Source organism: Saccharomonospora marina XMU15, from assembly GCF_000244955.1.
GTDB lineage: Bacteria > Actinomycetota > Actinomycetes > Mycobacteriales > Pseudonocardiaceae > Saccharomonospora_A > Saccharomonospora_A marina.
The window spans coordinates 636,767-658,632 of sequence record NZ_CM001439.1 but is presented as its reverse complement, the minus strand read 5'-3'; the positions used below and the strand labels follow the sequence as shown (position 1 = coordinate 658,632).

Below are 21,866 nucleotides of genomic sequence, written 5' to 3'. Positions count from 1 at the left end.
CCCGGTCAGCGTCGGCGCAGGATAGCCGGGAGTTTTATGGCTTGCTCGGCTTCGAGGAAGTCATGAACCACGGCTGGGTCATGACGCTCGCCTCCCCGGCCAGCCCGACGGCGCAGCTCAACTTCTTCCTCCCCGACGACAGGACCGCGCCGGTGTCCCCCGATGTGAGTGTCGAGGTGGACGATGTGGACGCGGCCTACGCGGCCATGAGGGAAAGCGGAGCGGAGATCGTCCATCCCTCCAGGACGAGGAGTGGGGCGTGCGGCGGTTCTTCGTCCGTGATCCGGGTGGCCGGGTGGTCAACGTGCTCAGCCACGCTGAGCTCACGCCGGCCCGGACACCGGTGTTCGCGGACCAGCAGCTGGAAGAGGCCGAGGGCTCGCGGGCGATTTTTTTCCGCGCTTGGTGTCGAATCCGGCCACACTCGTTCGACGCACTGGTGACAGCAACTTCCGAACCAGCAAGGAGCAACCCATGCGCACCCTGATCACCACCGCGTTCGTCTCGCTCGACGGCGTCGTCGAGGGACCCGGCGGAGAACCGGGCTACCGCAACTCGGGCTGGACCTTCAAGGACATCGAGTTCGACGAGGCCGTATACGAACTCAAGGGACGCGAGCAGGAGGAGGCCGCGGCCATGCTGCTGGGCCGGGTGAGCTATCAGGCGTTCTCACCGGTGTGGCCCGACATGACCGAGGAGTTTCCCGGCTACAACGCGATGCCGAAGTACGTGGTTTCCACCACGCTGGGCGAGCAGGACCTCGTGTCCAACTGGGGCGAGATCACCATCCTGCGTTCGCTGGACGACGTCGCCGCGCTCAAGCGAACCGAGGGCGGGCCGATCATCGTCCACGGCAGCGCCACGCTGAACCGCAACCTGTCCGACGCAGGCCTGATCGACCGCTACCACCTGCTGGTCTTCCCCGTCCTGCTCGGCGCGGGCAAGCGGCTGTTCAGCGACACCGACAAGGACAAGCAGAACCTCAAGCTCGTCGAGAGCAACTCCTACGGCAACGGAATCCAGAAGCTGGTGTACGACGTCGTCCACTGACCACGTCCGAGGCCGCGGCCGAGCGGACAACGGCCCCGTGACCTGCTGGGCGGGTCGCGGGGCGACTGGACATGGCGGGTGAAAGCTCCGAATGCGAGGAGCATCCGGCAGCCAGCGACTACGGTTCATCCCCATGCTGGAAGCCATCCTGGGTGTCGCCGGGACGATTGTCGCGGCCGTTATCGGCGGCTTCGTTGTCATCCGCACCCGAGGTCCCCGATTCGTGAAGCCGGAGCTGGTGGATGTCGCGTTCGCGCCCGCTGCCGGCGTGGACACCGCCGCGACCGACGATGTGGATGTAGCCGCCAGCACCCCCGACCACGGGTACTGCGTCCTCGACGTCAAGCTCAGGAATCCCGGCGAACAACCCGTCTTCGTCGTTCGCGCCGCCCTGGAGATTCTCGATGCCCTCGTGATCCCGCGATCGCAGGTGCCCGACATCGCCAGTTACATCACGGCGACGGAGATGGTCTCCGCGACATATGACGTGCGCCTGCCAATTCCGGGAGGGAAGTTCAACCCCTCGGTGAGGCACGACCTGTCCCAAGTGGTTGCGCCCACCGGGGTCGATCGCTTCCAGATTCGGCTCGGCCTCGCAGGCTACGAGAAACGATACCGTGAGGCTGGGGTGCACTTCGACGTGCTCTACCGCTTGGTGCTTCGCCTCAGCTACGGCGAAGGCCATGCGGACCTCGTCTCTCGGCCGATTCTCGTCGGCGTTCCCCGACCACCGCACCTCGCCTCCGCCGAAGAGGTGCGGGCACGGTTGGCCAGGTACGCCGAGCAGATCGCCGAGTTCAACCGCCTGCCGTACCTGCAGAAACTGGACAGAGCGCCGACCAAATGGGGCGACAACTACCACGCCTGGGCGCCACGAGAATCACTGGCGACGTATTTCGAGCGCGAGGAACACCGGCTGCGCAGCCTCATCGAGTTCGGGCAACTGCCCGGTGCCCGCGACCCAGCACTGGAACACGAGCTGGAAAGAGCAAGCGCACTGCTGCAAGAACTTCCTCGGCTACACGCCGAGTTCCTACCACGCTTCGGCGGTGGCGCCTCGTAGTACAGCCATCACTGCGGCGCCGGACCACACAAGATCGGCCCCGTGACCTGTTTGCACTGGTCACGAGGCCGATTTGGCTGGTGTGGCGGGTGAGGTGTCTGGTTTCAGGACATCGTTGACGTCGATGTGCGGTGATGTCGCGGTTGATCGTTGACAGGTGAGTCGCGGCAGGCTTGACACAGGCTCGGTATGATCGTTGACCGGTGAGTCGTGACATCGTTGACACCTGGCGGGCGGTCACGATAGGGCGTGAAACCGAAGAACCTCGTCATCGCCCGCGCTGTCCGCGAACAAGGCCTCACCCATGCCGAAGCAGCCACGCGCTACGGCGTGACCCGTCAATGGGTCCATACCCTCCTCGCCCGTTACGACACCGAAGGCCCCGCAGGCCTCGAACCCCGCTCCCGCGCCCCGAAGACCCGCCCCGGCACGACACCACCGGCAGTGACCGAACGCATCATCGAACTACGCCGCGAGCTCACCGCTGCCGGCGCTGACGCCGGCCCGATCACCATCGCCTGGCACCTCGAGCGAGACGGACACCTCGCCCCCTCGACCTCCACGATCCGCCGCACCCTCCACACCGCCGGCCTGATCACCCCCGCCCCGAACAAGCGCCCCCGCAGCTCCTACATCCGCTTCGAAGCAGACCTGCCCAACGAATGCTGGCAAGCCGACATCACCCACTGGAACCTCGCCAACGGCACCCGCATCGAGATCCTCGACTTCCTCGACGACCACGCACGATTCCTGCTCCAGATCCACGCAGCGACCGCCTTCACCGGCGCAGACGTCACTACGGCGATGTCCCACCTGATCAGCACATACGGGCCGCCCTACTCGACACTGACCGACAACGGGCTCGTGTTCACCACCCGACTGGCACGCCACAAAGGCGCCCGCGGCGGATTCGAAAAACTCCTCACAGCCCACGGCATCATCCAGAAGAACGGCTCCCCCGGACACCCCCAAACCCAAGGCAAGATCGAACGCTTCCACCAAACCCTCAAACGCTGGCTCACCGCCCGCCGACTACCCGACACCACCGAGCAACTCCAGACGATGCTCAACGAGTTCAGAACCTGGTACAACACCGCCCGCCCCCACCGCTCCATCGGCCGCCGCACCCCCGAGCGCGCCTACACCGCACTCCCGAAAGCCACCCCAACCCACACCCCACAACCCGAATGGCGCACCCGCACCGACCGCGTCGACAAGAACGGAAAAATCTCCCTACGCTACGCCGGACAACTCCGCCACCTCGGCATCGGCAGAGCCCACATCGGCACACCCGTACTGATACTCATCCACGACCGCAACACCACCGTCAGCAACGCCGACACCGGCCAAATCATCGCCGAACACACCATCGACCCAACCAAGCACTACCAACCCAAAAAACGCTGACCACCGTCAACCATGTCGCGACACACCCGTCAACGATGCCGCGACACACCACCCACCCCACAACCCCACGAAACGAACCCACAAAAAAATCCTGAGCCGCGACTCGTCCGTAAACGATGTCGCGACTCAGGACAGGTGTGGCGGGTGAGGGATTCGAACCCCCGAAGGCAGAGCCGTCTGATTTACAGAATGCCGCGCGGAAGTAGTCTGACCTGCGGCGATGCGTGTTGCGAACCACCTGTCGGGGGGTATTCGGGGCAAGGCGAGCGGTTAGCGAGGGCAGTATCATCGTGTAATGGAAGTATGTAGAAAGCTAGGCGCTGGAGTAGCGGACGATGAAGAGGGCATTGTTCATCCTGTCTGCCCTCGTTGGCGTTGTCGCAATCGTCGCGGGGTGCAGTGGCGGGACCGGTGGTGAACGAAGCTCGCCACAGCAGGAATACGAGCAGAATGTTCCGGGGCCCGAGCAGCAGCAGACCTACGCCGATCCCACGAACGTCAAATGGGGCGAAGGAAGCAAGGTGAATGGCGTATATGTCGAGATCAGTCAGCCGCGTTGGACGAACGGCCGGACGACCTTGACCTATGACGTGACCGTGGGAAACATGTCATCCTGGCCGGTTACGCAGCTCATGACGTACATCTACGTTGATGGCGTCAAGGTCGCGGACCACACAACGGGGGAAGAAAATCCTGGTTACGATCTTGCGATCTTGCCCGGCGACGGAACGACGTTCACGGTCGCACGCAAGGACATTCCGGCCGAAGCTAACGACATCACCATGGAAGTGACGCCGACGTTCGATGCCGAACTGGGAGAGTTACCGCCCGACGGACCTTGGCACATGTACTGGTCGGGTCCGGTCAAGTGACTCGTGTCGACCGTTGAGCAAGCCAGAATTGATTGCTTTCAAGCCGTACGCCGTTGACCAGTAGTTCGACGGGCGAGTCGAACGATTCGCGACACACTCGGCTGCGGTGGTGTGAAGTCGCTGCCTGAGATGGTCGTGACCTCGTTGACGTCGAACGTCTCCCGCAGGCGCTCGAAGTCGGTGTGCTGCCCCGCGGCGAGCACGGCAGTACGGAACGGCAGTTCCGGGAGCACGTTGACCAGCTCTTCTGTGACGACGTTGGGCAGGTTGCCGATCAGCACGTCGTACCGGAGTTCGCGGACCAACCGGAGTGCGTCGCCCCGGATGACGGTCGCGTGGGGGACCTGGCGGCGCAGCGTATCGATTAGCCGGGTGTCGAGTTCGACGACAGTCAGGCTCTTGCAGGGCGGCATGTTGCGAGCGACCGTTCCGGCCCCGGCGCCGACTTCCAGCACTGTGTCGTCGGGCCGGATTCCTGCCGCTTCGTAGAGCAGCGTCAGCTTCTCCGGCGAGACAAGGAAGTACTGTTCGAACATCGGGTCCGCGAGCACACTCAGTTCGTCGTTGTTCACCATGCCTCCGTCAGGTCCGCATCGTCCAACGCTATCCCGAGCTGCGCGATTCCGCTCTCGATGTTCGCCGGCACCTTCTGGTATGCCGCGACCTTGGCGATAGCGTCACGCAACAAAACCTTCGTTCGGGTCGATTCAACCTCGGGTATTAGCGGCAGTAGCGATTTGATGGTTGCCTCGGCATCTGCCCATGTTCCGAGGTCTACTTGCGCTTGAAGGAGGTAAGCCCGGTGCAGGTACTGGCTTCGGGTTTCGGTTGGTGCGGTGGCTTCTACGGAGCGTTCGAACTCGGCTATCGCAGTGCTGTCCCGCTGTAAGGATTGGGTGGCCATTGCCTTATGCCAGGCCAGTTCACGATCGTCAATCCACCATGCCCATTCCGGATCATCGTCGCGCACACCTTCGAGATACAGAGATTCGATCTCGTTGAACAGCGGGATCGCGGACTCGTCTCCTCCCTGTGCGAGTGCCCTTGCCTTCCTGGTCAAGAACAGGGCGCGGATACGGGGGGACAGTTCGTAGCCGCCTTCGAGCACGGACCTGGCGATTTGCAGGGCTTCGTGGGGACGGCCCAGCGCCCCCGCGTGCATGCTCGCATTCTGAAGGGTGAGTAGCTCGATGTTCCGGTCACCGGCGAGGCGGGTGTAGTAGAGCGATTCCTGATTCATTCGGCGAACCAGGTCGTGCTTTTCGGCATCGTATGCCAGCCAACCGGCCAACTCGGCTACCTCGCCAGTTAGTGCGTTGAGGTCTTGCTCAAGTGCTGGCTCGTATGCTCCCGTCCCGAGCAAGTTCTGCAGCGACTTGAAGAACCGCACCGACATTCGCACGATGTCGGCGGCACCGAAACGGTTGTCCAGCGCGACCAGGTGTTTGAGGTATGCGCGCGCCGACTCAAGATATGCGGTGTCGCCGTACTCGACGGCTGCGGGCGGAGCGGTCGGCACGATCAATGGTGATAGCGTCGGCTCCTCGACCAGCCCGAGTGCTTGCGGCGACATCTCGAAGACGTCGCACAGTTCCTCCTGCCACTCGGTAGCTTTCTTCTTTCCCTGCTCCCACCATCGGTACTGGCGAAGCACGCTCTCCGGCTTCGGCGGCATCTGGCCGCGCGCCCGCCGCGCACGCGCGAGCCGCGCACAAACCTCGTTCTGCGACCAACCCTTGGCCGCCCGTGCACGCCTGAGCCTCGTCTGCTCCGCGTCCCCCAAAGCATCCCCCAACGCCGCGTTTCTCCTGGTCAAACCGGGGGTGAGTCGACGCCGCGGCTATCGGCTCACCCCCGGCTCATCTACCTGGCCCGCCCGATTCCGACGACTCTTGATCTCGACAGCGATAACGGATCAACACGGGAGGAACCGATGGGGAAGAAAGACCCGCTGCAGGCCCTGGTGAACAACGGCGGCGGCACCGTTCGGAAGCTGGTCGGCATCGCGGCCGCGCTCGCGGTAGCTGTGATCGTGGTGAAGTACCCGAATGACGCGGCCGACATGGTGACGTGGCTTGTAGGTGCAGGCACGGACATCGTGAACGGACTCGTCACCTTCATTCGGCAGGTGTCCTAACTCCGATGGCACTTTCGACATCAGCCAACCGGCGCTGTAGCTCAGTCACGGTCTCCTGCAGGCTCGCCACCGTCTCACGGAGGTCCGGCGAACCCTCGGGAATGGTGCTGTTGACGAACGCGCCAACGGTTGGCCGCACGACAAGCCAACCCTCATCCCGAAGGGTGCTCACGGCTCGCTGTGCGGTGTTCATGGCCACGTCGTGTTCCTTCGCCAGCTCCCGGCTGGACGGTAGCTGCTCCCCCGGCTTGAGTTTGCCGCTGCGGATGGCTCGACGGATGGACTCGGCTACCTGTTCGTAGCGCGCAAGGCCCGGCTCTTCGCTCATCACGAGCCCGAGCATAGCCGGGGATGACCTCAACTGACTTAGTTCACCCGGATAGAGTAGCGACACGATGACTCAGCTTGAGTTACGTTAACTTGCGTCATCATCGAGAAAGGAAGTCATGAGAACCGCACGGATCGCGAGTTGGCAGGCCCGGCAGGCGCTGGACCTGGCTTTTGACCAGGACATCGCAGGTGTCGTGAAGGAGGAGGAGATGGCTGCGGAGGTCGCGGAGATTGACGCGCTGATCGAGGAGGTGGATCGCGAGTTGGCGGCCGAGGCCAGTGCTGCTGGGTCGCGTGCGTTGCGTCCGTTCACGGATGTGGAGCGGGTGCGTCGGTCGCAGCGGCGGGCGGTGCGTGTGGCGCTGTCGCGCCTGGACTGCGGCGCACTGGCTGCGGGTGCGGGTTCGGAGGGGGAGGCTGCGTGATGGCCAAGAAGAACCGCGAGTTCGTGCACATCACCGCGAAGAAATCGTGGTGGTCGGGCCGGATCTGGGCACTGTGCGGGGCGACGCAGGAGGCGGGCCGCTACCAGACCGACACCTGGCGCCTGTTCGCCCTACCAGGCCCCGCATGCCCCGCCTGTGAGCGGATCGAGCGGGACCGCAAGAGCGGGGGCCGGTCATGACCGTACGACTGAGCGATGTCCCCGGCCCGGCGCACTCCGCCAAGACTGCCGCCGGGCCGGGACTCCCCAACCAGACAGCAAATGACGGGATGGGAAGGGTTTCGATGGTAGGCGAGGAGCCGCCGGACAGCGCTGCGGTGGTGCTGGCGCGGCGGCAGGTGGCCGGTTTGCATGCGCTGGCCGATCTGCTTCAGCGGCGGCCAGAGCTGGCCGAGCACCTGCGATTCGGTCTGCGTCACATCGGTCAGCCGTTGATCAACCCAGATGGTGACGCCCGTGGCGTGCTCGAGGCGTTCCGGGCGGCGGCCGAGGACAGCCCGGTTGCGGTGACGGTGGTCAACGACCCGGATCGCTGCCGGGTGGTGGCCGACTTCGAGGGTGCTGTGGTGGTCGCGATGTGGGCCGACGCCGATGTGATGGCCGGTCGCCCACAGTCCCCGACCTACGTGCCGCTGGGCGGGGGTGAGGACCGGTGAACCCGCACCGTCGCCCCGAGCAGGTCGTGACCGTGTTCGACATCGTGCAGCAGCACGGCCCGTGGCGTGTGGCTGGGTTCGTGGCCGCGCTGGCGCTGTTTCTGCTGCTGCACCTGCTCCGCTGGCCGCTGGCGCTGGGCGCACGGCTGTTGCTGGCCGCTCAGTCCGGTTTGGACCAGCGCATCACCAACGCCGTCACCCCCGACACGAACGAGCGTGTGAGGAGGACCGCCCATGTCTGAGCTGAACCGCCCCGAACCCGCGTCGGCGGAGTTGGCTGCCCGCGCCGGTCACGGTAGCCGCGCGGATGTGGTCGCGTCGGCGGTGGGCTACTGGACCCCGGAGATCGCCGCCACGGCCGCGGTCGGTGGTGGCGGGGCGTGGCTGCTGCACCCCGCCGTGCTGCCGGTAGCGGGTGCGCTGCTGGCCGCGCGGATCGTCGCCGCGCGCGTGGCCCGCCACCGCGCCCAGCGCGCACTCCTCAAGCGGCAGGAGAGCGAGCGGACCGAGCGGGCTGCCCGGCGTGCGGCCGGAGACCACACCCACACCACGGCTACTGAGGCCACCGAGCGGGAGGGGATCGCCTGATGGGTAAGAAGAAGCCGTTCTATTACTACCACCTGGTCAAGCGGCGTTCGTGGTGGGACGGCACGACGTATGCGTGGTGCGGGTTCACCGCCAGCGCCAAGGACTACCGCGACAACGCCTACGTGTTCGTGTCCCTGCGCGGCGACGGTGTTGTGTGCCCGGACTGCAAGGCCGCGAAGCGGGGTGGTCGGCGATGACCACGACCAACGCCACCCCAACCCCGGAGGAGCCGACACCGTCGGATGTGGAGCGGGGCCTGGCCGACATCGACGCGTTCCTGACCGAACAAGCTCCCGCCGGGCGGGTTCCGGCCGAACGGGGTCAGACCAAGCGGGTGCGGCGGCTGCGGGGTGAGGTGAGTGAGGCGCATGCGCTGTTGGAGTTGCAGGGCGATGAGGCTCCGCTGCGGGTTGATTCGCCTCGGGTCCGCAAGCGCCGCAAGGCGATGCGGCAGGCCGCTGTGTTGCACCGGCTGGCTCAGGATCCGGACGCGCGGGCGTTCCAGGCCGCGCGGGTGCGGCGTGTGGTGGTCGGGGCGGGCATGGTGGCCCTGATGCTGGCGCTGGCGTGGTCGACGGCCGGTGTGCAGGCGTTCGCGGCCGAAGGTGCCCCGGTGTGGTCGCCGGGCTGGGTGTTCGCCTGGTTTGTGGAGCCGTTCCTGTCGCTGGCCCTGCTGACCGTGGTGGGCGCCAAGGCCTACCTGGCGGTGCGTGGCCAGCCGATCGTCTCCCCGACCCTGGATCGCATTGAGTGGCTGTTCCTGGGTTTGACGTTCGGCATGAACGCCTGGCGTCACCTGCCCGGGATCGCCGAGACGTTCTCCCTCTCGGCACTGGTGCTGCACGTGCTGGGGCCGATCGTCGCGGTCGCCATCGTCCGAGCCCTACCCCCGATCCTGGCCGCGTTCACCAACCTTCACCACGACGACGCGGGAGCCTCTTCCGAGACCACTTCCGGGACCTCTTCCCGGCCCTTCGTCCCGGGGGTTCCTCCCACCGGTTCTGACCTGCATGGGAAGAACCCCGCGGCGACCTTGTCCCGGGCCGTGCGGAAGAGGTCCCGGCAGGAGGTCACGGCGACCGTCGCGGAGCCGGTGAAGCCGACCATGCAGGCCCACCGGGACCAATTGCGGGCACTGGTCACCACAGGCGAGATCGACCCCGCGACGGCGTCGGTGAACGCGGTGGCGAAGCGGCTGGGCTGCCGCTGGGACCGCGCCCGCGCTCTGCTGGCCGAAATCACCACCAACAGCCACCGCGAGGGGGAGCGATGACCCACAACCACGAACAGGAGCACGTGGGCGGGAATGTGGTGCCGTTCCGTCCCGACACACGCCCCCTACCGGAGTCGGAGGAGGTGGTGGTGGACGCGGAGCTCGTGGAGGAGCCGCGGGAGACGTGGGGGACGCGGCGGTTGCCGCGCCCGTTGATCAGCGAGCAGACCAGGCAGCGGATGGCTGAGGGTGCGGTGCAGTTGCATCACCGGGCCACGCCGGTGGTGGTGCGGGGCGGCAAGCGCGTGTGGTTGCACGCCTCGTATCTGCGGGCCGGTGCTGCTGAGGTCGGTCGGGCGTCGTGTGATCGGTTGATGCAGCGTGACATCACCGAGGCGATCCGCCAGGCCAGGGCCAAGGGTGATCTGGGGATGGTCGCGGCGTTGGAGCAGCAACGCCGCGATTCGGCCAACGCCCGGTGGCAGCGGATCAAGACGATGCTGGAGGTCACCGGCAAGCTCGCCAAGGCCACCACCCTGGCCACGATCGGCGTGGGGGCTGTGTTTGTGCTGGTCACGGTGGTGATGGCCGTGTACGGGGTGGCGGCGCAGGTGTGGCCGGGTGGTGAGGATTGGGCCAGCGCCTGGACCCACGGCTATTGGGGTGGGGTTACCGACACCGCGACCGGTGTGGCGGATGTGGTGACCGGTGTGTGGTCGCTGGCGACCGCGTTGGCGCCGTGGGTGCTGGCGGCCGCGGGCATCACGGCGGTGCGGGCGTTACACAAGCGCGGTAAGGATTCCGACCGGCTGCCCGCCTGGGCCCAGCACGCCACCCAGGAGCGGACGGTGGGTGAGGTTGTGGAGATCACCCCCTCGGCGGTGGTGGCGGCGCTGCGGGATCTGGGCATCGCGGCGTTGCGCAACGCGATCAAGGATGATCCGGACGCGGGGGCGTGGATGCTTTCCATGATCACCCAGTACGGGCCGGGGTCGCAGGTGGATGTGCGGCTGCCCTCGCAGGTCACCGCGGCCGACATCATGGCCCGCCGCGACCGCCTGGCGGGCAACCTGGACCGGGCGGCGCACGAGGTGCACATCGAACGCTCCCCGGACTCCGAACGCGAGTTCACGCTGTGGGTCGCCCAGTCCGGCGCGCTGGACCGGCCGCTGCCTCCCTCGCCGCTGGCCGATCCCGGGTTCGGGCCGGTGGACATCTACCGCGACACGATGCCGTGGGGCCTGACACCCAAGGGTGATCCGGTGGAGTTGAACCTGCTGCAGCAGCACTTCCTGCTCGCCGGTTTGTCCAAACAGGGCAAGACCGCCGCCGCCCGCTCCCTCATGCTGTGGGTGGCCCTGGACCCCACTACCCGGATCTGGCTGGCGGACCTGAAGGGGTTCGGCGACTGGTCCATGTTCGACGGTTTGGCCGAAACCCTGATCGAGGGCGCGGGGGACGACAACTTCGTCGCCACCTGCGACATGCTCGAAACCGCGGTGGCGCAGATGGAACGCCGCTACGAAGCCCGCCGCGCCCAGGGCAAGAAGGGCGACATCACCCGGGCCGAGTCGCAGCCCGGCAGCGGGTTCGAACCGCTGTTCGTGGTGATCGATGAGGTGCAAAAGCTCTACACCTGCACCACCACCCACCCCGACGGCGGCGACATCGGCGGGAACGGCAAGAAGTCCCGCGCCGCGCGGGCCGCGCAGGCGCTGCACGACCAGGCCCGGGCGGTGAACATCCACCTGGTTCAGTTCGCCCAGAACCCCACCAACGCCAACCTTCCGGTGGTGGTGCGCGAAGGCGCGATGATCCGGGGCAGCCTGTTCGTGGGCACGGAGTCCATCGCCCGCATGGCGCTGGGGGAGGCCCCCGTGGACACCGGCGCCGCCCCCCACGCGCTGCGCTCCGGCCTGGACCGCGGGACCGTGGTGCTCGCCCCGGGGGAGTCGATGGACCTGCCCGGCGGCGCCACCCACGTCACCGTGCGCACCCACTTCATCTCCACCGAACAGGCCTACACCATCGCCCAACGCGCGAAGGAACTGCGGGCCGGGCAACAGCAGGCCGCCATCGAGCTCCAGCGGCGGGACCTGCTCGCCGACACCGCCCACGTGCTCGGCCAGCAGCCCTGGGTCAAGGCCGCCGACATCCCCGCCCGGCTACGCGACCTCGCCCCCACCTACCCCCCGTACCAGCACCTGGACGGCACCCGCCTCAAAACCCTGCTGGAAAGCGAGGGCGTGAAGGTCACCGCGCGTGACGGCTACCCCGTGGTGCGGCTGGACCGCATCACCGCGGCGATGGCCCACCGAAACCAGGAGTGAACCACCCCGCACAACCCCGAAAACCCACCCGCCAAGCCTTCGTGCCACGCCCGCGCCCACCCCGGTCACTGACTCACTTCCCGGCCGTTTCCGCAGCACAAACCCAGTGAACGCCCCCAGTGAGTCGTGAAGTGGATATCCACTCCCACCCGCGCCACTCACTAGCCCAGTCACTACCCACTCACTAACCCCCCACCACCCCACGCGAGCCCCCTCGGAGGTGATCGCCATGACCCGTCACACCCCCACGCCACTACACACAGTGACATTCGGAGGACCGATGAGGACCCACCTGGCCACCCTGCTCGCCCGGTTCATCGCCACCTGCGCCACCTGCGGCGCACCCATCCCCGACGACCAGGTCATGTGCTCCATCTGCGCCACCAAGTAACCGAGCTGCTGTCGGGCCGGTGACCGGACCCGCTGTGCCTCACCGGCCCGGCAGCCACCAACCCCGCCGATACCTGTTGGGAGTTCCTGCCTTGAACACCGCAACCGTTGTGACCGACCCGGAACGGCAGTTCCTGGGGTGTGTGCTGTGGATGCCGCACACCACCGCCCGCGCCGTGCTGTCCGGGATGCGCGCCACCGATATGGCCGACCCCATGTGCAGCCACGTCTTGCAACTCGTCATCGAGGTCGTCGCCGCTGGGCACGCCCCCGAACCGGTCACCATCTACGCCCGCGCCACCACCACCGGCCACGCCCCCGGCGAAGAGGGCCGGCACCGGCTGTCGCGGTGGCTGGCCGACACCTACGGCCACACCGTGCAACTGCCCGACACCGCCTGGCACCTGAAGACCGTGGTGTTGGAAGCCGCGTGGCGCCGCGCCCTCGCCGAGCACGCACAGCGGCTACTGCACGCCATCGACCACAGCCCCACCGATGTCCTCGCCGACCTGGCCGACGGCACCGGCCCCGCCGACGACCTCTGGGCCCGCTACCGCGCGGCCCTCGCCCCCACCACACCCAAGGAGGTGGCCGCCTGATGAGCGCCACAACCGGGATCGAATGGACCGACGCCACCTGGAACCCCGTCACCGGCTGCACCACAGTCAGCGCCGGGTGCGACCACTGCTACGCCAAGACATTCGCCGAACGCTGGCGCGGCACCAAGGGACATCACTTCGAGCGCGGATTCGACGTTCAACTGCGCCCGGACAAGCTGGAGCTTCCGTTGCGGTGGCGCAAGCCGCGCAAGGTGTTCGTCAACTCCATGAGCGACCTGTTCCACGCCGACGTGCCCGACGAGTACATCGCGCGGGTGTTCGCCGTGATGGCCCTGACACCCCAGCACACCTACCAAATCCTCACCAAGCGGCACGCCCGCATGCGATCCCTGCTGTCCAACGTGAACTTCGCGCATCTGGTTGCGGAGCAGGGCCGCGCACACCACATCGGCTGCCAACAGGACTGGCTCGCCGTGGGCGCAATGCTAGGCCGCGAACCACTGCCCAACGTCTGGCTGGGCGTGTCCGTCGAGAACCAGCAGTGGGCCGACATCCGCATCCCCGCCCTGCTCGACACCCCCGCCGCCGTGCGGTTCCTCTCGTGTGAGCCGTTGTTGGGGCCGGTGGACCTGACGGCGTGGCTGAAGCATCCACAGCACGCGTGCGACCGCTGCGACCCCGGCGGGCCGATGGACTGGCACAGCGGACACCTGTGGGGCCTGTGTCGCTGCCCCTGCCACCCACCCAGGCCCGCCCGGCCGAACTGGGTGATCGCCGGAGGCGAGTCCGGGCACGGCGCCCGCCCCATGCACCCGGACTGGGCACGGTCGCTGCGCGACCAATGCCACGTCGCCGGGGTGCCGTTCCTGTTCAAGCAGTGGGGCGAGTGGGCGCCAGACGAGCTGCGGTTTGCCGCTGGCAGTGGGCCGGGGCCTGCTCGGCGCTACTTCCCCGACGGGACAGTCATGCGCCGTGTCGGCAAGCACCGCGCCGGACGCGTGCTGGACGGCCGCACCTGGGACGAGTTCCCGCGGCAGGAGGTGGTGGCGTGATGTTGGTGGTGTTGTCGTTGGGTGCGGGTGTGCAGTCCACGACGTTGGCGTTGTTGGCGTGTGAGGGGGTGTTGCCTCGGCCGGACGCTGCGATCTTCGCGGACACCGGGTGGGAGCCGCGGGCGGTGTATGCCCACCTTGAGCAGTTGGAGGGTGTTCTGGCTGGCGCGGGGGTGCCGCTGTATCGGGTGTCGAAGGGTGACCTGCGGCGCAACGCGATCGACCCCGCACACCGCTACGCCAGCATCCCCTACTTTGTGCGCAACCCAGACGGCTCACACGGCATGGGCCGCCGCCAATGCACCGCCGAGTACAAACTCGCCCCCATCAACCGCAAAGTCCGCGAACTACTCGGGGCCACACCCCCACAGTTTCGGCGGGTCCCTGCCGGTCGAATGGCGCAGCAGTGGATCGGGTTCTCCACCGACGAGGTACACCGGGTCTCCGACAAACACCGCGTGTCCTACCTGCAACCACGCTACCCACTGTTGGAACTGGGCATGTCCCGCAAAGACTGCCACCGCTGGCTACGCACACGCGGGTGGACCACGGTGGTCAAATCCGCCTGTATCGGCTGCCCCTACCACGGCAACCGCCAATGGCGACACATGCGCGACCACCAACCCGACGAATGGGCCGACGCCGTCGCCTTCGACCACGCCATCCGCAAAGGCGGCGCACGCGGCCTGCCACTGAACGGGCAAGCATTCCTCCACCGCTCCCGCGTCCCCCTCGACATCGCCCCCATCGACCACATCACCCGCACCGAATGGGCCCAACGACAAACAAACCTGCTCGACCACCTCGCCGACCTCAACGCAGGCCTGGACATCGACGAACACGGCGACCCCGACGGCTGCTCCCCCTACGGCTGCCGCTCCGGCCACCCCACCACCAACCCCAACCTGTCCGAAGGCGCCGCCTAATGCCCACACCACACACCCACGTCCCTTGTACACACCACTTCGCCACCGCCCGCGTGACGCGCGGGACCCGACGCCGACCGGCCGACCACACCCGGCACCACCACCCGCAGCAGGGGGTGGCGTGATGCCCCTACCGCGCCCGTGGAGCCAGCCACACACCCTGCAGGGCGCCACCCCCGGAGGGCGTGTGCCGGTGGCGTGGTCCACCTACAACCCTGCAACGCAGGAAGAGGGGTGGCGGGCCCGCGCCGCCTGCGCCGCGCCCGACATCGATCCGGAGGTGTTCTTCCCCGAACCCGGCCCCGACATGGCCGACCGGATCGCGGCGGCCCAGCGGGTGTGCGCCGGGTGCCCCGTGCGAAAGCAGTGCCGCGACTACGCCCAACACCACGGGGAACGGCACGGGATCTGGGGCGGGCACAGCACCCGACACCTACCCCGTTCCCGTGGGGGCGTGCACACGACCACACACCGCCGGGCGGCCGCGGTGGCCCGTTTGAGCCGCGCGGGGCTCACCGTCGACCAGATCGCCGACCGACTGCAGGTGACCGCCCGCACGGTGGGTCGCTACCGCGCCCGTTCCAACCCCCACGATGCGACGGAGGCCGCTTGATGACACCACCGGATGCCGTGGCCGCTATCGACACCGCCCTAGCGGAGGTGACCCGGCCGGAAGAGTCCGCGGCGTGTGGGGCCTGCGGTCACCCGCGCGGGGATTCGCCCTCGCCGGATTTCTGCTCAGAGGATTGCCAGTCGCGGTGGCACCTCGCCACCGCCGGCGGGGGTGTGGTTGATGGGGGCGCAGCCCCGGACACCGAGTTGCCCGAGGCGGCCCCGCAGCGGCCGTTGACGTGGCTGGGTCCACCGCCTGCGGATGCCTACCGCCAGGCCGGGCACGAAGTGCTGGACGCGGTGCAAGAGTTCCTCGCCCGCTACTCGGCGTTCCCGAGCGAGCATTGCGCCCCGATGCTGGCGCTGTGGTACGCCCACACCCACGCCGCCGACCACTTCTACGTCACCCCCAGGTTGATCCTGGACTCGGCCGAACCCGGCAGCGGCAAAACCCGCGTGCTCGAAGTCGCCCAATACCTCGTCCGCGCCCCGGAGATGACCATCTCCGCCACCACCGCCGCCCTGTTCCGCATGGTCGCCGACGGGCCGATCACGATCCTGTTCGACGAAGTCGACGCCATCTTCAACCCCAAGAACGGAGGCAACAACGAAGACCTGCGCGCCATGCTCAACGCCGGATACAAACGCTCGGCCACCATCGCCCGCTGTGTAGGCGACGCCCGCGCCATGAAAGTCGAGAAGTTCCCCGTCTACGCCCCCGCCGCCCTGGCCGGGATCGCCGGGCACATGCCCGCCACCATCACCACCCGCGCCATCACCGTGCACATGAAACGCCGCCGCGCCGACGAACACGTCGCCGAGTTCTGGGAAGAAGACGTCGAACACCAAGCCCGCCCCCTCCGAGAGACACTCGCCGCCTGGATGGAATCCGTGGCCGAACAGGTAGGCCGAGCACGACCCACCATGCCCGACGGTGTGCGGGACCGGCCCGCCGAAATCTGGCGGCCCCTGATCGCCATCGCCGATGCCGCCGGAGACCACTGGCCCAACACCGCCCGCGCCGCCTGCAACCACTTCGTCGCCCATGCCGCCACCCAACCCGACAGCATCGGCATCCGCCTGCTCGCCGACCTCCAAACCCTGTTCGCGGCCCGCGACACCGACCGGATGGCCACCGCCGAGATCCTCACCGCCCTACACGAACAAGACGAAGCCCCGTGGAGCGAACTGCAGGGCCGGCCCCTGGACGCCCGTCGGTTGGGCAGGCTGCTGGGCAAATACGGCGTGAAGTCCCGCGACATCAAACCCACCGGCGGCACCGCGGTGAAGGGCTACCGCCTCGACGGTGACGGCGGGCTCGCCGACGCCTGGAGCCGCTACCTGCCCACAGCCGCGACCTCCGCGACTTCCGCGACCACGCAGGTCAGCACGGTCGCGGATAGCGAACCGGTCGCGGATACAAGCGCGACCGGCCCAACCCCACCACCCAACAACCAAACCTAGGTCGCGGATACAACCGCGACCGCGACCCCAACCGCGACCACTCTGACCAGGCAAGTCGCGCTAGTCGCGCAAGTCGCGGACAACACCAGCCACCCACCCAACCACCAACCCCGACCCCAAGGAGCCACCCATGCCCATCACCCGCCACCACAAGCACAACCACGGGGAGAACTCACCAGCATGGGCACCCAGCGCCAGTACCTCACGCTCAAAGCCTTCTGCGAAGAACTCGCGGTAGCCAAGTCCACCTTCTACGACTGGTGCGCCAAGGGCCGCGCACCGCGCCACATCAAGCTTCCGAACGGAGAGATACGCATTCGCCGCACCGACCTCGAAGCCTGGCTCGAATCCCGCGAGGTGGCCGCTTGAGCCAGACGAGTCACAACATCCGGTTCTGGAATATCGAGCGATACAAGGGCAAACGGAAGACCACCTACCGCGTGCGCTGGCTGGTCGAGAAACGAAAGTTCGGCAAGTACTTCGCCACGGCCGCCCTTGCCGACAGCTACCGCGCACGGCTCATGTCGGCAGCACGCGACGGTGAGGCATTCAACATGGAGACCGGCCTACCTGTCTCCATGTCGCGAGAGCGAACACCGATGACGTGGTACGCCTTCGCTTGCCGCTATATGGACATGAAGTGGCCCGATTCATCGCCGAAGTACCGCAAATCCATCGCGGAGTCACTGACGAGGATCACGATCGCTCTGTTGCGTGAATCGTCTGCCCTGCCGGAAGGCCGAATACTCCGGAAAGCGCTGATGACCGCCTTCAACACCAAGGCCCGAGACAACCTCACGGCGGAGGTAAGCCAAACCCTGAAAGCCGTCGAGCGGGCAAGCCGCGACGTGGCAGACCTGGCGAAGCCCGAGGTGCTGCGCTCGGTTCTGCAAGCGCTGGATCTCAACGTCGACGGGTCACGAGCCGCGCCGAACACGGTTCGCATCCGACGTGTGGCGTTGGGGAACGCACTCGACTACGCGGTCGAAGGGAAACTCCTAGCGACGAATCCGCTTGGCGAGGTGAAGACCAAGAAACGTACGTACGCGCTCAAGGAGGTCGACCCGGAATGCGCCGTGAACCCGATGCAAGCCCGGATGCTGCTCGAAGCCGTCGGCACGGTCGGCAAGCAAGGCCCTCGCCTGGTCGCGTTCTTCGCCTGCATGTACTACGCCGGGCTCCGACCGGAGGAAGCCGCCAACCTGAAGAAACAGAGCCTCGCGATACCGGAGATTGGCTGGGGTGACCTCAACCTCGACGGCGCGCGCCCGGAGATCGGCAAGGAATGGACCGATTCCGGCGAGGCGAGCGAAGAAGGGCCGCTCAAGCATCGGCAGGCAAGCATTGGTCGCACGGTGCCGTGCCCACCCGCCCTCACGGAGATCTTGCACAACCACCTCGCACGGTTCGGCACGGCGCGGGACGGGCGGCTATTCCGCGGTGCCCGCGACGGCGGACGCGTAGGCAGCACCGTGTACGGGCGGGTGTGGGCAGCCTCGCGCGAGCGAGTGTTCACGGCCGACGTGCTTTCTGGACCACTGGCGAAGCGTCCGTACGACCTGCGTCACGCGTGCGTCTCGACGTGGCTGAGCGCTGGCGTTGAGCCGACGAGGGTGGCGAAGTGGGCAGGGCACAGTGTGGCCGTACTGCTCAAGGTCTATGCGAAGTGCCTCGATGGTGGCGAGGCAACAGCACGTGCACGTGCGGAACGTGGCCTACAAGGCTGGTAGGCGCGGACAGGTGACCGAGAACGTCGGGGCGTATTAGGGGCGACCAGCCGCAGCGGGCCGGTCTGAGTCGGACTCAGCCGGACCACACAAGATCGGCCCCGTGACCTGTTTGCGCTGGTCACGGGGCCGATCTGCCAGGTGTGGCGGGTGAGGGATTCGAACCCCCGAAGGCAGAGCCGTCTGATTTACAGTCAGATCCCTTTGGCCGCTCGGGCAACCCGCCATGGTCGGAGCTCCCCCGACCGAGATACAGACTACCCAATGCCCGTGTCGGCCGAGCAGCCGGGTTGCCGGTGACTAGGGTGGAGCCATCCCGACAAGCCGACTACGAGGTGTGTGACGTGGCCGATCCGTCTTTCGACGTGGTGAGCAAGGTCGATCGCCAGGAGGTGGACAACGCGCTCAACCAGGCGAGCAAGGAACTGTCCACCCGGTTCGACTTCCGGGGCACCGGCGCCAAGATCGAGTGGGCAGGTGAGCAGGCCGTCACCGTGGAGGCCGAGACCGAGGAGCGCGCCAAGGCGGCGGTCGAGGTGTTCAAGGAGAAACTGGTGAAGCGCGGCGTTTCGCTCAAGGCGTTCGAGGCCGGTGAGCCCGCCGTCTCCGGTAAGACCTATCGGGTGAACGGCAAGATCCTCGAAGGGATCGAGTCCGACAAGGCCAAGCAGATCGCGAAGTTCATTCGCGACGAGGGCCCCAAGGGTGTGCAGGCGCAGATCCAGGGTGACCAGCTGCGGGTGTCCGGTAAGAAGAAGGACCACCTGCAGGACGTCATCTCGCTGCTGAAGAACAAGGACTTCGGCATCGCGTTGCAGTTCACGAACTACCGGTAGGCGGCCACCCCGCCCTCGGGTGAGCGGGCCACCGCGCCGGGGAGCGGGCCGATACTCTGGGCACTCGGCAGGCGACGAACCGGGGAGCGAACGATGAAGGGCATCGTGCTGGCTGGCGGGAACGGCACCCGTCTCCACCCGATCACTCAGGTGGTGTCCAAGCAGTTGCTCCCCGTGTACGACAAGCCGATGATCTACTACCCGCTCTCGGTGCTGATGCTCGCCGGGATCAGGGAGATCCTGCTCATCTCCACACCCACCGACCTGCCGAACTTCCAGCGGTTGCTCGGCGACGGTAGCCAGTGGGGGCTCGAGTTCAGCTATGCCGAGCAGCCGAGCCCGAACGGCCTGGCCGAGGCTTTCGTCATCGGTGCCGACTTCATCGGCTCCGACGACGTGGCGCTGATCCTGGGTGACAACATCTTCTACGGCCGGGGCTTCTCCGCGTTGCTGCGGGAAGAGGTCGCCAACCTCGACGGCTGCGCGCTGTTCGGCTACGCGGTGAAGGACCCGCAGCGCTACGGCGTCGGTGAGGTCAACGAGAACGGCAAGCTGGTCTCGATCGAGGAGAAGCCCGCCAACCCCCGCTCCAACCAGGCCATCACCGGGCTGTACCTCTACGACAGCGAGGTGGTGGAGATCGCGCGCAACCTGACGCCGTCGCGGCGTGGCGAACTGGAGATCACCGACGTCAACCTGGCATACCTGCGGCAGGGCCGCGCTCGGTTGGTGGAGCTCAGCCGCGGTTTCGCGTGGCTGGACACCGGTACCCACGACTCGCTGCTGGAAGCGAGCCAGTTCGTGCACGTGATGGAACACCGCACGGGTGTGCGCATCGCCTGTGTGGAAGAGGTCGCACTGCGGATGGGGTTCATCGGCCCCGACGAGTGCTTCCGTCTCGGCGCGAAGCTGGCCAAGAGCGGGTACGGCGACTACGTCATGCGGGTGGCACGGGCCGAGGGTGCCTGCGGCTGAGCGGGGAGTCAGAACGGCCTGCGTGCCATCTCTTCGAGCCGACGCACCCGCTCCTCGACCGGCGGGTGGGTGGAGAACAGCTGCGAAAGCCGCTCGCCCTGCCGGAACGGGTTGGCGATCATCAGGTGTGACTGCGAGACCAGTTGCGGTTCGGGAGCCAGCGGCAGCGCCCGCGTGCCGCGTTCGAGCTTGCGCAGCGCCGACGCCAGCGCCAACGGGTCGCCGGTGAGTTCGGCGCCGGACGCGTCGGCCTGATACTCCCGCGAGCGGCTTACGCTCATCCTCACGACCGCGGCCGCTATCGGTCCCAGCAGCACCAGCAGCAGCGCGACCAGCGGATTGCCGCCATCACGGTTGCCGCCGCCGAAAAGCCCGGCGAACATCGCGAGATTGGCAAGCACACTGATCACGCTTGCCAGTGCGCCTGCGACGCTGGAGATCAGGATGTCGCGGTTGTAGACGTGTGACAGTTCGTGTCCCAGCACGGCCCGCAGTTCGCGCTCGTCGAGGATCTCCAGGATGCCGGTGGTGCAGCAGACGGCGGCGTTGCGCGGATTGCGTCCGGTGGCGAAGGCATTGGGTGCCTGCGTGGGGCTGATGTAGAGCCGCGGCACGGGTTGGCGAGCGGTGGTGGCGAGCTCGCGCACGATCCGGTACATCGCGGGCTGCTGGGCCTGTGACACCGGCCGTGCCCGCATTGCCCGCAGCGCGATCTTGTCGGAGTTGAAGTAGGCGTAGCCGTTCATGGCGAGAGCGACGACAAGCCCGATGACCAGCGCACCCCGGCCGAACAGCGCGCTGATCCCGACGATCATCGCGCTCAACAGGCCGAGCAGCATCGCCGTCTTCAGCCCGTTCCGGTGCCTGTGCACGTGCGCATACCTCCTTCGTACGGCCCGCCGTCGGTGTGTCCGCCCCTCTAGTCATCGAACGTGGTCGATGCTCGCGAAGTTCCTGGTAGACGCCACGGTATAGGCAATGTGGCGCAACCGACTCGGCAGTAGGCACATTTTCCACACCATCACTTGGAGTAACCGCAAGCGGCGACCGAAAACGGGGCAGGCTTCCCCTGACTCGATCGGCGCCCGCACCCCTCGGTTGGGAATTTTCAAACGCCGCGAGATCCGGCGCATTGCGAAACCTGCGTGAAAATGATCGAAAAATGCGTCACCGACCGAAATTCCGCACCGGCCTTCGACCAATTTCGGCCGGTCATTCACGAGCCCACAGCGT

The 21,866-nt window shown here is 66.9% G+C and carries 26 protein-coding genes and 1 tRNA gene; 22 read left to right on the top strand and 5 right to left on the bottom strand.

Translation table 11 applies throughout. The features are described from left to right. Positions 1-474 precede the first annotated feature (474 nt). The 4 genes from SACMADRAFT_RS03115 (at position 475) to SACMADRAFT_RS03100 (ending at position 4,392) form a co-directional block, all read left to right on the top strand. A complete protein-coding gene (locus SACMADRAFT_RS03115; protein ID WP_009152326.1) occupies positions 475-1,050 on the top strand; it encodes a dihydrofolate reductase family protein in 576 nt (191 codons plus the stop codon). Positions 1,051-1,183: 133 nt separating this feature from the next. Further along, positions 1,184-2,113, top strand: a complete 930-nt coding sequence (locus tag SACMADRAFT_RS03110) for a hypothetical protein (RefSeq protein WP_009152325.1) — start codon at positions 1,184-1,186, stop codon at positions 2,111-2,113. Positions 2,114-2,362: 249 nt separating this feature from the next. Then, the gene (locus SACMADRAFT_RS03105) at positions 2,363-3,520 is read left to right on the top strand and encodes an IS481 family transposase (RefSeq protein ID WP_009152324.1); all 1,158 of its coding nucleotides are present in this window, start codon (positions 2,363-2,365) and stop codon (positions 3,518-3,520) included. A 335-nt stretch (positions 3,521-3,855) separates the two neighbouring features. Beyond that, the gene (locus SACMADRAFT_RS03100; RefSeq protein ID WP_009152323.1) at positions 3,856-4,392 is read left to right on the top strand and encodes a hypothetical protein; all 537 of its coding nucleotides are present in this window, start codon (positions 3,856-3,858) and stop codon (positions 4,390-4,392) included. A 38-nt stretch (positions 4,393-4,430) separates the two neighbouring features. Here SACMADRAFT_RS03100 and SACMADRAFT_RS03095 read toward each other — a convergent pair whose 3' ends face one another. Together SACMADRAFT_RS03095 and SACMADRAFT_RS03090 are read right to left on the bottom strand one after the other, a co-directional pair. Next, a complete protein-coding gene (locus tag SACMADRAFT_RS03095; protein WP_040925524.1) occupies positions 4,431-4,967 on the bottom strand; it encodes an rRNA adenine N-6-methyltransferase family protein in 537 nt (178 codons plus the stop codon). Continuing rightward, positions 4,961-6,187, bottom strand: coding sequence for a hypothetical protein (locus SACMADRAFT_RS03090; protein ID WP_009152321.1), 1,227 nt, complete (start codon positions 6,185-6,187; stop codon positions 4,961-4,963). Before SACMADRAFT_RS03090 ends, SACMADRAFT_RS03095 begins: the two co-directional genes overlap by 7 nt. A 138-nt stretch (positions 6,188-6,325) precedes the next feature. Here SACMADRAFT_RS03090 and SACMADRAFT_RS03085 point away from each other — a divergent pair, with 138 nt between their 5' ends. Beyond that, positions 6,326-6,529, top strand: a complete 204-nt coding sequence (locus SACMADRAFT_RS03085) for a hypothetical protein (RefSeq protein WP_009152320.1) — start codon at positions 6,326-6,328, stop codon at positions 6,527-6,529. Here SACMADRAFT_RS03085 and SACMADRAFT_RS03080 read toward each other — a convergent pair. Then, the gene (locus SACMADRAFT_RS03080) at positions 6,510-6,857 is read right to left on the bottom strand and encodes a GntR family transcriptional regulator (protein ID WP_232285535.1); all 348 of its coding nucleotides are present in this window, start codon (positions 6,855-6,857) and stop codon (positions 6,510-6,512) included. The two genes, SACMADRAFT_RS03085 and SACMADRAFT_RS03080, sit on opposite strands and share 20 nt — an antisense overlap. Before the next feature lie 118 nt (positions 6,858-6,975). Here SACMADRAFT_RS03080 and SACMADRAFT_RS03075 point away from each other — a divergent pair, with 118 nt between their 5' ends. From SACMADRAFT_RS03075 to SACMADRAFT_RS03005, 15 genes are all read left to right on the top strand, one after another. After that, positions 6,976-7,284 carry a hypothetical protein gene (locus SACMADRAFT_RS03075; RefSeq protein WP_009152318.1) on the top strand — a complete coding sequence of 103 codons (309 nt, stop codon included), beginning with the start codon at positions 6,976-6,978 and terminating at the stop codon, positions 7,282-7,284. Continuing rightward, positions 7,284-7,484 (top strand): hypothetical protein, encoded by a 201-nt coding sequence (locus SACMADRAFT_RS03070; RefSeq protein WP_009152317.1) that lies wholly within the window; start codon positions 7,284-7,286, stop codon positions 7,482-7,484. Before SACMADRAFT_RS03075 ends, SACMADRAFT_RS03070 begins: the two co-directional genes overlap by 1 nt. A gap of 104 nt (positions 7,485-7,588) precedes the next feature. Continuing rightward, a complete protein-coding gene (locus tag SACMADRAFT_RS03065) occupies positions 7,589-7,960 on the top strand; it encodes a hypothetical protein (protein WP_157617185.1) in 372 nt (123 codons plus the stop codon). Further along, a complete protein-coding gene (locus SACMADRAFT_RS03060; RefSeq protein ID WP_009152315.1) occupies positions 7,957-8,202 on the top strand; it encodes a hypothetical protein in 246 nt (81 codons plus the stop codon). Before SACMADRAFT_RS03065 ends, SACMADRAFT_RS03060 begins: the two co-directional genes overlap by 4 nt. Further along, positions 8,195-8,548, top strand: a complete 354-nt coding sequence (locus SACMADRAFT_RS03055; protein WP_009152314.1) for a hypothetical protein — start codon at positions 8,195-8,197, stop codon at positions 8,546-8,548. Before SACMADRAFT_RS03060 ends, SACMADRAFT_RS03055 begins: the two co-directional genes overlap by 8 nt. After that, positions 8,548-8,745, top strand: coding sequence for a hypothetical protein (locus SACMADRAFT_RS03050; RefSeq protein WP_009152313.1), 198 nt, complete (start codon positions 8,548-8,550; stop codon positions 8,743-8,745). The genes SACMADRAFT_RS03055 and SACMADRAFT_RS03050 overlap by 1 nt, the downstream gene beginning before the upstream one ends. Then, complete coding sequence (locus tag SACMADRAFT_RS03045) at positions 8,742-9,821, top strand: hypothetical protein (protein ID WP_009152312.1); 1,080 nt, start codon at positions 8,742-8,744, stop codon at positions 9,819-9,821. Before SACMADRAFT_RS03050 ends, SACMADRAFT_RS03045 begins: the two co-directional genes overlap by 4 nt. Beyond that, positions 9,818-12,091 (top strand): cell division protein FtsK, encoded by a 2,274-nt coding sequence (locus SACMADRAFT_RS03040; RefSeq protein WP_009152311.1) that lies wholly within the window; start codon positions 9,818-9,820, stop codon positions 12,089-12,091. The genes SACMADRAFT_RS03045 and SACMADRAFT_RS03040 overlap by 4 nt, the downstream gene beginning before the upstream one ends. Before the next feature lie 482 nt (positions 12,092-12,573). Further along, positions 12,574-13,080 (top strand): hypothetical protein, encoded by a 507-nt coding sequence (locus SACMADRAFT_RS03035; RefSeq protein WP_009152309.1) that lies wholly within the window; start codon positions 12,574-12,576, stop codon positions 13,078-13,080. After that, complete coding sequence (locus SACMADRAFT_RS03030) at positions 13,080-14,093, top strand: DUF5131 family protein (protein WP_009152308.1); 1,014 nt, start codon at positions 13,080-13,082, stop codon at positions 14,091-14,093. Before SACMADRAFT_RS03035 ends, SACMADRAFT_RS03030 begins: the two co-directional genes overlap by 1 nt. Further along, positions 14,093-15,019 carry an adenine nucleotide alpha hydrolase family protein gene (locus tag SACMADRAFT_RS03025; RefSeq protein ID WP_009152307.1) on the top strand — a complete coding sequence of 309 codons (927 nt, stop codon included), beginning with the start codon at positions 14,093-14,095 and terminating at the stop codon, positions 15,017-15,019. Before SACMADRAFT_RS03030 ends, SACMADRAFT_RS03025 begins: the two co-directional genes overlap by 1 nt. A gap of 124 nt (positions 15,020-15,143) precedes the next feature. Beyond that, positions 15,144-15,632 carry a WhiB family transcriptional regulator gene (locus SACMADRAFT_RS28910; RefSeq protein ID WP_009152306.1) on the top strand — a complete coding sequence of 163 codons (489 nt, stop codon included), beginning with the start codon at positions 15,144-15,146 and terminating at the stop codon, positions 15,630-15,632. Continuing rightward, entirely contained in the window at positions 15,632-17,095 is a 1,464-nt protein-coding gene (locus tag SACMADRAFT_RS03015) for a DUF3631 domain-containing protein (protein WP_009152305.1), read from the top strand. Before SACMADRAFT_RS28910 ends, SACMADRAFT_RS03015 begins: the two co-directional genes overlap by 1 nt. A gap of 180 nt (positions 17,096-17,275) precedes the next feature. Then, entirely contained in the window at positions 17,276-17,464 is a 189-nt protein-coding gene (locus tag SACMADRAFT_RS03010) for a helix-turn-helix transcriptional regulator (protein WP_009152304.1), read from the top strand. Next, on the top strand, positions 17,461-18,825 hold the full coding sequence (locus tag SACMADRAFT_RS03005; RefSeq protein ID WP_009152303.1) for a tyrosine-type recombinase/integrase: 1,365 nt from the start codon (positions 17,461-17,463) through the stop codon (positions 18,823-18,825). The genes SACMADRAFT_RS03010 and SACMADRAFT_RS03005 overlap by 4 nt, the downstream gene beginning before the upstream one ends. A 141-nt stretch (positions 18,826-18,966) precedes the next feature. Here the strand turns inward: SACMADRAFT_RS03005 and SACMADRAFT_RS03000 are convergent. Beyond that, a tRNA-Tyr gene (locus SACMADRAFT_RS03000) sits at positions 18,967-19,048 on the bottom strand. A 118-nt stretch (positions 19,049-19,166) separates the two neighbouring features. On the opposite strand from SACMADRAFT_RS03000, the gene SACMADRAFT_RS02995 reads away from it, so the two are divergent. Beyond that, complete coding sequence (locus tag SACMADRAFT_RS02995; RefSeq protein ID WP_009152302.1) at positions 19,167-19,658, top strand: YajQ family cyclic di-GMP-binding protein; 492 nt, start codon at positions 19,167-19,169, stop codon at positions 19,656-19,658. Positions 19,659-19,751: 93 nt separating this feature from the next. Next, entirely contained in the window at positions 19,752-20,633 is an 882-nt protein-coding gene (rfbA, locus tag SACMADRAFT_RS02990; RefSeq protein ID WP_009152301.1) for a glucose-1-phosphate thymidylyltransferase RfbA, read from the top strand. A gap of 8 nt (positions 20,634-20,641) precedes the next feature. On the opposite strand, the gene htpX is transcribed toward rfbA, so the two are convergent. Continuing rightward, a complete protein-coding gene (gene htpX / locus SACMADRAFT_RS02985) occupies positions 20,642-21,505 on the bottom strand; it encodes a zinc metalloprotease HtpX (protein WP_009152300.1) in 864 nt (287 codons plus the stop codon). Positions 21,506-21,866: the final 361 nt, after the last annotated feature.